This is a genomic window from Rhizobium sp. SG570, assembly GCF_012275345.1.
In the GTDB taxonomy this organism is placed as follows: Bacteria; Pseudomonadota; Alphaproteobacteria; order Rhizobiales; family Rhizobiaceae; genus Rhizobium; species Rhizobium lusitanum.
On record NZ_JAAZQI010000001.1, the window covers coordinates 616,739 to 629,591 of the forward strand.

The 12,853-nt window shown below is 59.6% G+C and carries 13 protein-coding genes and 1 pseudogene; 11 read left to right on the plus strand and 3 right to left on the minus strand.

Features of this window, described 5'->3' with window-relative positions:
- Positions 1-85 precede the first annotated feature (85 nt).
- Together xdhA and FHT28_RS02990 are read right to left on the minus strand one after the other, a co-directional pair.
- Positions 86-1,552, minus strand: a complete 1,467-nt coding sequence (gene xdhA / locus FHT28_RS02985; protein WP_168595526.1) for a xanthine dehydrogenase small subunit — start codon at positions 1,550-1,552, stop codon at positions 86-88.
- Between the two features lie 72 nt (positions 1,553-1,624).
- Complete coding sequence (locus FHT28_RS02990) at positions 1,625-2,401, minus strand: 3-hydroxybutyrate dehydrogenase (protein WP_168595527.1); 777 nt, start codon at positions 2,399-2,401, stop codon at positions 1,625-1,627.
- Between the two features lie 234 nt (positions 2,402-2,635).
- On the opposite strand from FHT28_RS02990, the gene glpK reads away from it, so the two are divergent.
- The 10 genes and pseudogenes from glpK to map all read left to right on the plus strand — a co-directional run bounded on the left by glpK (position 2,636) and on the right by map (position 10,385).
- Positions 2,636-4,132, plus strand: a complete 1,497-nt coding sequence (glpK, locus tag FHT28_RS02995) for a glycerol kinase GlpK (RefSeq protein ID WP_168595528.1) — start codon at positions 2,636-2,638, stop codon at positions 4,130-4,132.
- 169 nt (positions 4,133-4,301) lie between these two features.
- The gene (locus tag FHT28_RS03000; RefSeq protein ID WP_168595529.1) at positions 4,302-5,111 is read left to right on the plus strand and encodes a membrane-anchored protein; all 810 of its coding nucleotides are present in this window, start codon (positions 4,302-4,304) and stop codon (positions 5,109-5,111) included.
- Positions 5,112-5,298: 187 nt separating this feature from the next.
- Positions 5,299-5,529, plus strand: a pseudogene (locus tag FHT28_RS36020) (LD-carboxypeptidase); the annotation flags it as partial.
- Between the two features lie 129 nt (positions 5,530-5,658).
- Positions 5,659-6,117, plus strand: a complete 459-nt coding sequence (locus tag FHT28_RS36025) for a hypothetical protein (protein ID WP_246704791.1) — start codon at positions 5,659-5,661, stop codon at positions 6,115-6,117.
- An 80-nt stretch (positions 6,118-6,197) separates the two neighbouring features.
- The gene (locus FHT28_RS03010) at positions 6,198-6,572 is read left to right on the plus strand and encodes a YciI family protein (RefSeq protein WP_037194880.1); all 375 of its coding nucleotides are present in this window, start codon (positions 6,198-6,200) and stop codon (positions 6,570-6,572) included.
- Positions 6,569-7,825, plus strand: a complete 1,257-nt coding sequence (locus tag FHT28_RS03015; protein WP_168595530.1) for an RNA polymerase sigma factor — start codon at positions 6,569-6,571, stop codon at positions 7,823-7,825. The genes FHT28_RS03010 and FHT28_RS03015 overlap by 4 nt, the downstream gene beginning before the upstream one ends.
- A 100-nt stretch (positions 7,826-7,925) precedes the next feature.
- Positions 7,926-8,396 carry an SRPBCC family protein gene (locus tag FHT28_RS03020; protein WP_168595531.1) on the plus strand — a complete coding sequence of 157 codons (471 nt, stop codon included), beginning with the start codon at positions 7,926-7,928 and terminating at the stop codon, positions 8,394-8,396.
- A 30-nt stretch (positions 8,397-8,426) separates the two neighbouring features.
- Positions 8,427-8,855 (plus strand): DoxX family protein, encoded by a 429-nt coding sequence (locus tag FHT28_RS03025; RefSeq protein WP_168595532.1) that lies wholly within the window; start codon positions 8,427-8,429, stop codon positions 8,853-8,855.
- 53 nt (positions 8,856-8,908) lie between these two features.
- The gene (locus FHT28_RS03030) at positions 8,909-9,421 is read left to right on the plus strand and encodes a GNAT family protein (protein ID WP_168595533.1); all 513 of its coding nucleotides are present in this window, start codon (positions 8,909-8,911) and stop codon (positions 9,419-9,421) included.
- 211 nt (positions 9,422-9,632) lie between these two features.
- Positions 9,633-10,385: a type I methionyl aminopeptidase gene (gene map, locus FHT28_RS03035; protein WP_047562592.1), complete on the plus strand. Its 753-nt coding sequence runs from the start codon at positions 9,633-9,635 to the stop codon at positions 10,383-10,385.
- Between the two features lie 113 nt (positions 10,386-10,498).
- Here the strand turns inward: map and FHT28_RS03040 are convergent, their stop codons facing one another.
- Entirely contained in the window at positions 10,499-11,065 is a 567-nt protein-coding gene (locus tag FHT28_RS03040) for a PadR family transcriptional regulator (protein ID WP_047638682.1), read from the minus strand.
- Between the two features lie 419 nt (positions 11,066-11,484).
- Here FHT28_RS03040 and sbmA point away from each other — a divergent pair, with 419 nt between their 5' ends.
- Entirely contained in the window at positions 11,485-12,750 is a 1,266-nt protein-coding gene (gene sbmA, locus FHT28_RS03045; RefSeq protein ID WP_037194856.1) for a peptide antibiotic transporter SbmA, read from the plus strand.
- Positions 12,751-12,853: the final 103 nt, after the last annotated feature.

The following is a 12,853-nucleotide window of genomic DNA, read 5'->3' on the forward strand; positions in this document are numbered from 1 at the left end:
AAGGCGAAGAGGTATCTGCTGCCATCCGATAGCGTCATCGGCGCGGAGCGTGTGAAATGCGGCTGAATGGATGCAAGACATTTCATCATGCCAGCACCTCGAAACGCTTCAGCTCCTGCGATGCACCTGATGTTTCCAGATAGAAGCGGATGAGCAGGTTCTTGGCGGTCAATTGTCGGTATTCGGCGGTGGCGCGCCAGTCGGTCAGCGGCTTGTAATCGGCGTCGAAGGCGGCTCGGACGGCTGTGACGGTCGCTTCCGTCCAGGGCTTGCCGATCAACTCGGCCTCGATGGTGCGGGCGCGCTTCGGCGTGCCGGCCATGCCGCCGAAGGCGATGCGGATATCGGCGACCTTGCCGGCATCATCGAGCGTCAGCAGGAAGGCGCCCAGCACGGCTGTAATGTCCTCGTCACGGCGCTTGGTGATCTTGTAGACGGCAAAATGCGCTGAAGCAGCCGGATACGGCACGAAGACGCTTTCGACGAATTCGCCGGGGTTGCGATCCTGCTTGCCGTAGTCGATGAAGAAATCCTCCAGCGGCAGGCTGCGGGTGCCGGCCACCGAGCGCAGCTTGACGGTGGCGCCAAGGGCGATCAACGGCGGCGGTGAATCGCCGATCGGCGAACCGTTGGCGATGTTGCCGCCTATCGTGCCCATGTTGCGCACCTGCTCGCCGCCGATGCGGTTGATGAGGCCTGCAAGCGCGGGGATTTTTTCGGCAATGGCGGTAAAGGCGCGGCTGTAGGTGACGCCGGCGCCGATCGTCAGGCCCGTATCTTCAACGGTGATCTTCTGCAGGTCGCTCAAATGATTGATGAAAACGACAGGGTTGAGGCTGCGCATCTGCTTGGTCACCCAGAGGCCGACATCGGTCGATCCGGCGACGACAGTCGCCTTCGGTTCGTCGGCAAGCACCCGTGCCAGGGCAGCAACGGAACCCGGCACGATGAGGCGATCCTCGCCCTCGGCTATGGTGATGGTGTCGGCGCTCTGCATGGCCCAGAGGCGGGCGATGATGTCGGCCCTGGTCTTTTCCAGGGGATCGAAGAGGGCGCTCGGTCGCTTCTCGCTGACCTGCTCGGCCGCCTTGACGATCGGTTCGTAACCGGTGCAGCGACAGAGATTGCCTTGCAGGGACTTTTCGATCTGCGCCCGGCCCGGTTTTTCCGTCGTCAGCCAGAGGCCGTAGAGCGACATGACGAAGCCCGGCGTGCAGAAGCCGCATTGGGAGCCGTGGCAATCGACCATGGCTTGCTGCACCGGATGAAGGGTGCCGTTCTGGGCCGCCAGATGCTCGACCGTGACGACGTGGGTCGCATGCAGCGAGCCGACGAAGCGGATGCAGGCATTGACGGATTCGTAGTGAAGCCCGCCATCGATCAGGCGGCCGACCAGCACGGTACAAGCGCCGCAATCACCTTCCGCGCATCCTTCCTTCGTTCCCGTCAGGCGCCGCTTGAGGCGCAGGAAATCAAGCAGCGTCTCGGTGGGGCGCAGATTTGAGAGCGAGATATCCTCGCCGTTGAGGATAAAGCGGATGCTGTCGTTCATGTCGTTCCCGAATTATCTTTCGTTGGCAGGGGCCGGATGCGCAGGCACCAAACCGGCCCTAACCGTCTATCGTTATTCCGCGGTCCAGCCACCGTCAATCGAGACGTGTGTTCCAGTGACCTGGCGCGCCTCGTCGCTGGCGAGATAGATCGACAAGGCAGCAATCTCTTCGGCTTTGACGAATTCATGCGTCGGCTGCGCCTTGAGGATGACCTCGTTCTTGACCTGCTCCTCGGTCATCCCGCGTGCCTTGGCTGTGTCGGGGATCTGCGCCTCGACGAGCGGGGTCAGGACATAGCCGGGGCAGATGGCATTCACGGTCACGCCAAACTCGGCAAGCTCAAGCGCCGCCGTCTTCGTCAGACCCATTATACCATGTTTTGCCGAGACATAGGCCGATTTGAAGGGCGAGGCGACGAGGGCGTGGGCGGACGCGATATTGATGATGCGGCCGTATTTCCTGGCCTTCATCAGTGGGATCGCCGTGCGGATCGTATGGAAGGAACTCGACAGGTTGATGGCGATGATCTGGTCCCACTTCTCGATCGGGAAATCCTCGATTTTCTCGACATGCTGGATGCCGGCATTGTTGACGAGAACACCGACGCTGCCGAAGGTCGAATTGGCTGTGGCGATCAGGTCGGCGATCTCTGCGGGCTTGGTCATGTCGGCCGGATGGTAGATCACTTTGCCGCCGCCGGACGCCTCAAGCTTGTTTTTGATCGCGTCGATTTCCTCAGGCTTTCCAAAGCCGTTGATGACGACATTCTCACCCTTGGCGGCAAAGGCGGTCGCGATGGCGAGGCCGATACCGCTCGTGGAACCGGTGACGACAACTGTTCTAGCCATGATCTTCTCCTTGGACAGCGCAGCTTCTTGCTGCAACGCAAAAGCGGTTTGAACCTAGTCCCAAACCTGCGGATATGGCAATCGCATCGTCGCAAGACTCTTTTGCGTCCCCGAGGACCACGATGCCGTGAACGGAAGAGCGTATTTTTCGATAAAAATTTCGTTTTGCTTTCTTTTCACATTCGTTTTGCTCGCGTATCTGTTGATTTGGGACGCAACAGGCGGGAGGAATGCATGAGCGGCTATATCTTGGCGATCGACCAGGGAACGACGTCGACGCGGGCCATCGTTTTCGACGGCAAGATGAAGGTTGCGGGCGTCGGACAGAAGGAATTCACCCAGCATTATCCGAAGCCGGGCTGGGTCGAGCACGATCCCGAAGAGATCTGGTCATCCGTCCTCTTCACCGTCCGCAAGGCGATCGAGGCCGCCGGCATCACGGCCAAGGACATCGCCGCGCTCGGTATCAGCAATCAGCGCGAGACCGTTGTGGTCTGGGATCGCGAGACGGGCAAGCCGATCCACAATGCGATCGTCTGGCAGGACCGCCGCACGGCGAGCTATTGCGAGAAGCTGAAGCGCCAGGATCTTGAAAAGCTCTTCACCCGCCACACCGGCCTGCTGCTCGATCCCTATTTTTCCGGCACCAAACTGTCTTGGCTGCTCACCAATGTGAAGGGCGCCCGTGCGCGCGCCGGCAAGGGCAACCTGTGCTTCGGCACGATCGATACCTTCCTGATCTGGCGGCTGACGGGCGGTAAGAGCTTCGTCACCGATGCGACAAATGCCTCGCGGACGCTGATGTACAATATCGGCAGCAACGAGTGGGACAGGCAGTTGCTCGACATCCTGCGCATCCCGGCTGCGATGCTGCCTGACGTGAAGGATTGCGCCGCCGATTTCGGCATCACCGATCCGTCGCTTTTCGGCGCGGCGATCCCGATCCTCGGCGTTGCCGGCGACCAACAGGCGGCGACGATAGGACAGGCCTGCTTCGAGCGCGGCATGATGAAATCCACCTATGGTACCGGATGCTTCGCGCTGCTCAACACCGGCGCGGATATGGTTCGTTCCAGGAACCGGCTGCTGACGACCATCGCTTACCGGCTGAACGGCGAAACGACCTATGCGCTGGAAGGCTCGATCTTCATTGCGGGTGCTGCCGTCCAGTGGCTGCGCGACGGGCTGAAGACGATCCAACGCGCTTCGGAATCCGGCGAGCTGGCGGCCAAGGCCGATCCGATGCAGGAGGTCTATCTGGTGCCGGCCTTCACCGGCCTCGGCGCGCCCTATTGGGATCCGGATGCTCGCGGCGCCATTTTCGGGCTGACGCGCAATACCGGACCTGAGGAAATCGTCCGGGCGGCGCTGGAGGCTGTCTGCTACCAGTCGCGCGACCTGCTGGATGCCATGCACAAGGATTGGCGCAACGGCAGCGGCCAGGACACGGTACTGCGCGTCGACGGCGGCATGGTCGCTTCCGATTGGACGATGCAACGGCTCGCCGATCTGCTCAACGCGCCCGTCGACCGTCCCACCATTCTGGAAACCACGGCACTCGGTGCTGCGTGGCTCGCGGGCAGCCGCGCCCGCGTGTGGCCGGACCGTGCCGGCTTCGCCAAGGCTTGGGCGCGCGACCGGCGATTCGAGCCTGACATGGACGACAGGACGCGAAATGCCAAACTGAAAGGATGGAAAAACGCGGTAGCGCGTACCTTGAGCACGCGGTAGGGCCATCTTAGCCGGCTATGCCTCACCGCAGGTTATGCCGTGTAAGATTTCTTTATTTTGCTTATATAAGGGAGAGCAGCGATACTTGCGCCGTGGGTGCTTCGAGTCACCCTTCGAGGAATAGATCCTTCATCGGACCAACGCCTTCTGGGAGACGACTAGGCGCGCAATGGCTGCTCAATTCACGGAACTGAAGAAGCATATCTACAGGCAGATCAAGTATCATCTGTCCCGGCCAAAGCCGCCCGTCCTGCCGGAACCGTTTCGGGGGCCTGTTCTTGTGGTCGGATCCGCGCCGGTGTCAAATAAGCCTGCGGATTTCGACGAGACCTTCCGGGTGATCACCATCAATGGCTCGCAGGTGGTGACGCAGGCCTGGGGGATCGAGACCCCCGACGTCACCCTCGTCCAGTTCAACCAGATCGAGGGAACGAACACCAACGCCGTCGAGGTGCGCCGCGTTCTGAACGGGGAGCGCACGAAAATGCTTTACGTCCTGCTGTGGCGGAAGGAACTCCAGCGGTTGGAAGAGGGGCTGAAGGCGTTCAACTACCGTTACGACAGGCTTGAGATCGTCGATCGCTACAAGCGCATGGCGCTTCTGGACCGGGTCGGCGGCGTGAAATGCAGCGAGCTGGGCGCCGACGACAAATGTTCGAATGGCATCAATGCCGTGCTCTTCGCGCTCTATAACGGTGCGACCGAAGTGATCATCACCGGGATCAATCCCGATTCCGGCGGACATGTCTACAATCAGGAAAATCTCGCTCGGCTGCATGTCCGCAAGGATCGTGAAATTCTCGAGCGGCTGCTGGAGCGTGGTTATCCCATCTTCACGGCTGATCCGGCGGTGTCGCAATCCGTCGGCCTGCCGCTATGGAAGGGCAGGGCGCAAGCTGCAAAGATGTCCGAAGTTGACGCGAAGGCCAGGCGGCCGGCATCGAAAAAGGCAGCGACCCTGAACCCGTTGTTGGGTTGACGGGCTGGCCGTTCGTCGGAGGCTGACGAATGTCAACGTTTCATGCCAAGATCGTGGCATGGAATCATTGGATCACGCAAATTTCAATCAGATGCTGATGCCCCCACCACTCAGGCCGGGCGATAGAATACGTTTTGTATCCCCCGCCAGCCCGCCCGATAGAGGCATGGTTTTGAGACATGCTGAAATGCTGAAAGACTGGGGTCTCACCGTCGATTTCGGCGAGCATGCTTTTTGTAAGCGGGACTATCTTGCCGGAACCGATGAAGAGCGGCTGGCGGATTTCAATGCCGCGCTTCGTGATCCCGATATTCGGGCGATCTTTACCACACGCGGTGGCAAGGGATCCTATCGGATCGCTGATAAATTGGATTTTGCGGCGTCCAGGCGCGATCCGAAGTTTGTTGTCGGCTTCAGCGACATTACCGCATTGCACCTCAGTTTCTTGAAGCATTGTCATCAGATCGGCATTCACGGAGCGTTTTTTGCCGGACCGAACGAAGACACCGTCAGTGCGGAAACGAACCATTCATTGCGCCGGGTGCTGATGACAACCCAGGACATCGTCATCAACTCGCGCCTGGAAGAGCCGACATCCCATCTTACGACGAGTGGATCGGTTACCGGGCGATTGATCGGCGGGAATCTCGATATGGTCGCTACGACGGCCGGCTGGGCATTGCCGGATCTGCGCGGTGCCATCCTGCTTCTTGAAGCGGTCAACGTTTATCGCGGGCATGTTGACCGGCAGTTGACGCTGCTGCGCAAGGCGGGCCATTTGAATGGCCTGTCGGGGGTCGCCGTCGGTCAGTTCACCGGTTTCGAGTTCGACCGCAATTTCTCGATCATCGATATCCTGCGCGAACATCTTGATATGCTTGGTGTGCCGGTCCTCGGTGGCCTGCCGCTCGGGCATGGGAATAGCCCGGTGAGCGCATTGATCGGTGCCGTTGCGGAGCTTGACGCAAAAGCGGGTACTTTGACGATCAAGCGCAGCGATACCTAGCTTCTTCCCGCGATAATTTTTTGACGTCACCTGTCGGCACGGGTGATACTTCTTCGTCTTTAATGGAGAGGAAGGTCCCTATGCTCTACGCAATCCTATGCTACAACGACGAAGATACCGTATTCGCCTGGTCCAAGGAGCAGGAGGACGCGACGATGGCGCGGCTGATTGCCGTGCAGACGCCGCTCGCCGAGGCGGGCAAGCTTGGCCCCGTAGCGCGTTTGATGCCGACGACAGCGGCAACGACGCTGCGCAAGGGCAAGAACGAGCCGATCGTCATCGATGGCCCCTTCGCCGAGACGAAAGAGCAATTGCTGGGCTTCTATGTCATCGACTTCGAAACGCTCGACGAAGCGATTGAATTCTCGAAACAATTGGCCGAAGCTAATCCGGGTGCAGGCTCCTACGAGATCCGCCCGCTTTACGTGTTCAGGCCGGGGACGGTTGCGACATGACGGATATTGGCTGGATCGACATCGCGCTCACTAATGCGCGGCCGCAGGCGCTGGGCGCACTGCTGCGCTATTTCCGCAATCTCGATATTGCCGAGGAGGCCTTTCAGGAGGCCTGCCTCAGGGCCTTGAAGACATGGCCCGACAAGGGGCCGCCGCGCGACCCCGTTGCCTGGTTGATTTTCGTCGGCCGCAACAGCGGTATCGATACGGTGCGCAAGCAGGCGAGACTGCAGAGCCTGCCGGACGAGGAGACGATTTCGGATACTGGCGACGCCGAGAGCGATCTTGCCGAACGGCTCGATGGCTCGGGTTACCGTGACGACATTCTCCGGCTGCTGTTCATCTGCTGCCATCCGGACCTGCCGGCGACCCAGCAGATCGCCCTGGCCTTGCGCATCGTCTCAGGTCTTTCGGTGCCGCAGATCGCCCGGGCCTTTCTAGTCAGCGAAAGCGCGATGGAGCAGCGCATTACCCGCGCCAAGGCGCGGGTTGCGGCCGCCGGCGTTCCGTTCGAAACGCCTGATGCCGTCGAGCGGAGCGAACGGCTGGCTCTCGTCTGCGCCATGATCTATCTGATCTACAATGAAGGTTACTCCGCCGGCGGAACGCATCGCGAGGCCGCCGCCTTCGCGGACGAGGCGATCCGGCTCGGCCGGCTGTTGCTTCGCATCTTTCCCGGCGAGCCGGAGACCATGGCGCTGTTGGCGCTGATGCTGTTGCAGCAATCGCGAAAGGCGGCGCGCTTCGATGCGGACGGACAGATCATTTTGCTGGAGGAGCAGGACCGTTCGCTCTGGGACCGGACATCGATCGATGAGGCGCTTGCTCTGCTCGACAAGGCGATCCGTCATCGCCGCCCCGGACCTTACCAGGTGCAGGCGGCAATCGCCGCCCTGCATTCCCGAGCGAAACGTGCTGCAGACACGGACTGGGCGGAGATCGACCTGCTCTACCAGGTGCTGGAGAAGCTGACGCCATCTCCGGTAGTGACGCTCAACCGCGCGGTTGCCGTCTCCAAGCTGAAGGGGGCCGAGGAGGCGCTGGCGCTGATTATGCCGCTGAAAGGGCAGCTCGACAGCTATTTCTATTTTCATGGGCTGAGAGGCGGTCTGCTGGCGCAGCTCGCCCGTCCACAGGAGGCGCGGGTCGCCTTCGACAGGGCGATTGCGCTCGCCCGCTCGCCGGCCGAGGCGGCTCATATTCGCCATCAGCTCGACTGCCTGGGCGCGGGCGCCTCGGCTGCCGCAAAATAATCGAAAAATTTGCTTTCCGGCTGTCGGCAAGAGGCCACCGTCAACGTCCTTGGCGCATAGGCCGATCGGGCCGTTTCAAGCTGAAGAAAGGAACTGGAGCATGACCGGGCAAACCCAACGCCACGAGCTTTCGCTGACCCGCATCATCGACGCGCCGCGCGAGAAGATCTTCCGTTGCTGGACCGAGGTCGACCTTCTGAAGCAATGGTTCGCGCCGTTGCCCTGGACCACATCTGGTGCTGCCCTCGATGTTCGCGCAGGCGGCTCGAGCTCCATCACCATGCGCAGCCCAGAGGGGGAGGATTATCCGAATAGCGGCATCTATCTGGAGGTCGTTCCCAACGAACGTCTCGTTTTCACTGATGCCTTCACCAGCGCCTGGGTGCCGTCGGCAAAACCCTTCATGGTGGGGACGATCCAGCTCGACGATCTCGGCGGCGGCAAGACCCGCTATACGGCGACGGTCCTGCATTGGTCGGCCGAGGATCGCGACGCACATGAGAAGATGGGCTTCCATGCGGGATGGGGCCAGTGCGCAGACCAGCTTGCGGCGCTGGCGGTAAAGATCTGAATTTCTGATTCAATTCCGGGGGATATGACGATGTCTTATGCAGCAGATTCACTTTCGCCCGCGGTAACGCGAGCCCAGCGCGCGGCTGGCGTCACCCTTAGCGGGTTGATCGTTGCCTTTCTTGTGTTCGATAGCGTGATCAAGCTCATTCCGCTTCCTGTGGTCACGGAGACGATGGCTGGACTGGGCTATTCCGACGATCCGGCGCTTGCGCGGCTGCTTGGTGTCATCACGCTTGGCTGCGCCATTCTTTATGCCATCCCAAGGACCTCGGTCCTGGGGGCGATTCTCCTCACCGGCCTTCTCGGCGGGGCGATCGCGACGCATCTGCGGGTCGGCAGCCCGCTATTCTCGCACCTGCTGTTCGGTGTCTATCTCGGCGTAATGGCCTGGGGCGGACTTTACCTGCGAAATGAAGCCGTTCGGAAAATGATTCCGTTCTTTCACCGAAGCTTTTGATTTCGGATTCGATTTGCTAAGGCTCGCTCCCTCGAACAAGGGTGGAGCGAGCCATGCCGCAAGTGATCATCGCACCGGTCAAGCAATCGGATGCAGACGAGCTGATCGCAGCCAATATCGCCAGCCGCGCCCATCATGCGCCCTGGGCCTATCCCTTTCTGGATCGCGACGGTTTCGATGCCTGGTTCGGCCAGACGGTCACCGGGCCGAACATAGGGCTGGTCGCACGCGACGCCGGCTCGGGCGGTATCGTCGGCGTCATCAACATCAGCCAGATGGTTTGGGGCGGCTTCCGCAGCGCCTTTCTCGGCTATCACGGCATGGTGGGTTTCGCCGGCCAGGGCTTCATGACGGAGGCATTGCGGCTGGCCGTGGCGTATGCCTTCGATACTGTCGGCCTGCATCGACTGGAAGCCAATATCCAGCCTGCGAACTATCCCTCGATCGCGCTTGTGAAGAGGATCGGCTTTCGCAAGGAAGGCCTCTCCCCCAAATATCTGAAGATCGGCGGGGTCTGGTGCGATCACGAGCGCTGGGCATTGCTCGCCGACGATCCACGTCTTTAAGCAGAACGATAAGGGCTTCGGCAGAGGATTCAAATGATATGGGGATGTCGTTGAATCCGGATTCAAATTTGCTTGCGGCATTAAGTCTTGGAGAGCGAAAATCGCGCCGGCGCGAGAAAGGCATTGACTGAACGGGGCGAAGAGGCGAAAGCGACGACTTGCACCTCTCGCCAAGCCGTTGCCGCAAGCGCGATATCGCCGGAAGCCGTGGATGATCATTTCGAACGACGACGAACTGACCAAGCTGAAAGAAATTGGCCGCATCTGCGCCAACGCGTTGCAGGCCATGGCGGCCGCGCTGGAACCCGGCATCACGACGCTGGAGCTCGACGCCATCGGTCGCAAGGTGCTCGAAGATGCCGGCGCGCAGTCCGCACCGGAACTGGTCTACAAATTTCCCGGTGCGACCTGCATCAGCATCAATGAGGAGGTCGCGCACGGCATTCCCGGTCCGCGTGTGATCCGGGCGGGTGATCTGGTCAATCTCGATGTTTCGGCCGAGAAGGACGGGTTCTTTTCCGATACCGGCGCGTCCTTCGCTGTGCCGCCGGTGAAGCCGAAGATCGAGCGCCTGTGCCGGGACGGCAAGCGGGCGCTTTGGGTCGGCCTCAACCAAGTGCGCAGCGGCGCACCGCTATCGAGGATCGGCCATGCCGTCGGCGCCTTCGCGCAAAAGAACCGCTACACGCTGGTGGCCAATCTCGCCAGCCACGGCATCGGGCGCTCGCTGCACGAGGAGCCCGCCGAGGTTTCGACCTGGGCAGACCCCGACGAGACGCGGATCATGGAGGACGGCCTGGTTTTCACCGTCGAGCCGTTCCTGTCGCTCGGCGCCACCTGGGCGGAGGGCGGCGACGATGCGTGGACGCTTTATGCCGATCCACAGGCGCCCACGGTTCAGTTCGAACATACGATCGTCGCCACCCGCAACGGGCCGGTCATCCTGACATTGCCGGATAATTGAGCGCCTGCGCCCAAAGCGCGTCGTGATCTTTCAGATCAGCTTGCTGCGCTTTGGGCCCTTGGCTTTTCGCAGGTCGTTATCGCAAGCCGCCGCACAGTTTTGCGCGACATGCTTTAGTCATCGGACTTCGTTTCGCCGCGGATGATATCGGCGGCTGCCCGCTCGAGGATTGCCGCTATGCGCGCACCCTCGGCCTTGTTCCACGGAAATTTCGACCGCAGCGCAGAGCGCAGAAGATGGCGGGCGCGATGGACGTCGCCGGCACTGTCACGGTCGAACGGGCTGTCGCGCCCTTCGTCGTCTTCGCCGCCGAAAACCTGCCGGACACGCGCCATTTTTTCGCCGATTGCTGAAAGCTTGGCGAAAGTGGCTTCCACCAGATCACGATTATCATCGACGCGTTTCTGGCCGCTTTCGGTGATGCGGTAGAGTTTCTTCGTGCCGCTGGCTTCGACTTCGGCCTGGCCGGTTTCTTCGAGATAGGTCAGGGCAGGGTAGATGACGCCCGGGCTCGGCACATAGAAGCCGCCGGAGCGTTCCTCGAAAGTCTTGATCAATTCATAGCCGTGGCGCGGCTGTTCGGATAGCAGGGCAAGGATGATGAGCTGCAGATCGGCTGCATCGAACTTCCGCCCGGTGCGGAACCCGCCGCCGAACATGCCGCCCTTGAAGCCTCTCATGAAGTCTCTCCTGTGCTCGCCGTGTGATTCACGGCCTCGACCATGTCGTAGGATATAAGCCTCGACCATGTCAAAGCCATCGCCGCACATGCGGTCTCTAAAACCTCTCATATCGTTTCTCCTTGTGAAGTGTGAGGGTTTGTATCGTTAGTCATGTCGTAAGATATATATCGTAAGATAATGCGATACAAGATGCCCGATGATTTTTTCGTTGAGCCGGCGGCGGAGAAGGAGAGGCGGTATGCCTGCTAGAGGGAAAATCTCAGCTGAACAGTCGCATCACGATCATGGGATAAGCGATTACATCTATGTAAGAATGTGGGCCTGCAGGTTGCCGCTCTTGGCGAACTGTCCTAGGTTCGCCTCAAATTGACGTCATTGCGGTCTCGCTCCGAACCCGATCAAGAAAGCTCGCTTACGTGTTCCATTCCTTTTTCCCTCAGCCGAAATTGTTCTTCACTACGATGGTGGTCTGGACGCTGATCTGTATAGCGGCCTGGTATTCTGTCGTCTCTGATCTCGGAACGCATCTGGGCTTTGTCATGCCGCCGGAAGGGCAACAGCCCTATGATCTCAGCTATTTCCTGTTGTGGGGAAATCTCTGGTTCTATGCTTTCTTCCTTCTCTGCATCGCTCTCTTCTGCGGGACGTGGCATGTCCGTGCCTGGGACAATCCGTGGAAGCTCTGGTCGATCTGGGGCTCCGCCTTCATCATTTTCGTCACCTTTTTCGGTGTGCAGATATCGGTGGTAATCAACAATTGGCGTCGGCCATTTGGGGATACGCTGCAGAACGCCTTGGCGAAGCAAGCGAACGTGACCGTAGGGGATTTCTACGGCCTCATGCTGACCTTCGTGCAGATCGTCTTTCTCAGCATGTTTGTCTCGATCCTGACGGATTTCTTCACCAGCCACTATATTTTCCGGTGGCGCACGGCGATGAACAATTTCTACATGTCGAAATGGGAGAAGCTGCGCCATATCGAGGGGGCGTCCCAGCGTGTGCAAGAAGACACAATGCGTTTTTCCACGGTGCTCGAGGGCCTGGGTATCAGCCTGATCAACTCGGTGATGACGCTGATCGTATTCCTGCCAATTCTGCTGGCGCTTTCGACCTATGTCACCGAATTGCCGATTATCGGCAAGATTCCCCATTCGCTCTTCTGGCTGGCGCTCTTTTGGTCAATCTTCGGCACGGTGTTGCTGGCGGTTGCCGGTATCAAGCTGCCGGGTCTAAACTTTAAGAACCAGCGTGTCGAAGCTGCCTACCGAAAAGAGCTTGTCTACGGCGAAGATCATGCTGATCGTGCGCAGCCGGCAACCGTCAACGAGCTTTTTGCGAACGTGCGACGGAATTATTTCCGCATCTACTTCCACTATCTTTATTTCAACGTTGCCCGCTATTTCTACCTTCAGGCTGACGTCTTGTTCGTAACGTTCATGCTGGTTCCAACCATCGTTGCTGGTGTGATCACCTACGGTATATATCAGCAGATCTCGACCGCCTTCGGTCAGGTTAGCAATTCATTCCAGTATCTCGTCAATTCCTGGACGACGATCATCGAGCTTTTGTCGATCCACAAGCGTCTTAAAACCTTTGAGGCGGCGATTTATGATGAGCCGTTGCCATCGATCGACCAGACCTATCTCGACCGTGAAGCGGGTGTAATCCACGCCGACGGCTGACGAAACAAGGCCCCGGAAACGGGGCCTTTTTCTATGACCGGAATAAGTAAGGAAGTAGCGGGCCACTGGCCCTTCGCTTTGGCTCCAGCTTTGCTGCAACCGC

Excerpts from the sequence above, each read along its gene's own strand:
- FHT28_RS03010 (WP_037194880.1), top strand. The coding sequence starts at position 6,198 with ATGCTCTACGCAATCCTATGCTACAACGACGAAGATACCGTATTCGCC.
- FHT28_RS36025 (WP_246704791.1), top strand. The coding sequence starts at position 5,659 with ATGACAACCCAGGACATCGTCATCAACTCGCGCCTGGAAGAGCCGACA.
- FHT28_RS03015 (WP_168595530.1), top strand. The coding sequence starts at position 6,569 with ATGACGGATATTGGCTGGATCGACATCGCGCTCACTAATGCGCGGCCG.
- FHT28_RS03040 (WP_047638682.1), bottom strand. The coding sequence starts at position 11,065 with ATGAGAGGCTTCAAGGGCGGCATGTTCGGCGGCGGGTTCCGCACCGGG.
- map (WP_047562592.1), top strand. The coding sequence starts at position 9,633 with ATGATCATTTCGAACGACGACGAACTGACCAAGCTGAAAGAAATTGGC.
- FHT28_RS02990 (WP_168595527.1), bottom strand. The coding sequence starts at position 2,401 with ATGGCTAGAACAGTTGTCGTCACCGGTTCCACGAGCGGTATCGGCCTC.
- FHT28_RS03030 (WP_168595533.1), top strand. The coding sequence starts at position 8,909 with ATGCCGCAAGTGATCATCGCACCGGTCAAGCAATCGGATGCAGACGAG.
- glpK (WP_168595528.1), top strand. The coding sequence starts at position 2,636 with ATGAGCGGCTATATCTTGGCGATCGACCAGGGAACGACGTCGACGCGG.
- FHT28_RS03020 (WP_168595531.1), top strand. The coding sequence starts at position 7,926 with ATGACCGGGCAAACCCAACGCCACGAGCTTTCGCTGACCCGCATCATC.
- FHT28_RS03000 (WP_168595529.1), top strand. The coding sequence starts at position 4,302 with ATGGCTGCTCAATTCACGGAACTGAAGAAGCATATCTACAGGCAGATC.
- FHT28_RS03025 (WP_168595532.1), top strand. The coding sequence starts at position 8,427 with ATGTCTTATGCAGCAGATTCACTTTCGCCCGCGGTAACGCGAGCCCAG.
- xdhA (WP_168595526.1), bottom strand. The coding sequence starts at position 1,552 with ATGAACGACAGCATCCGCTTTATCCTCAACGGCGAGGATATCTCGCTC.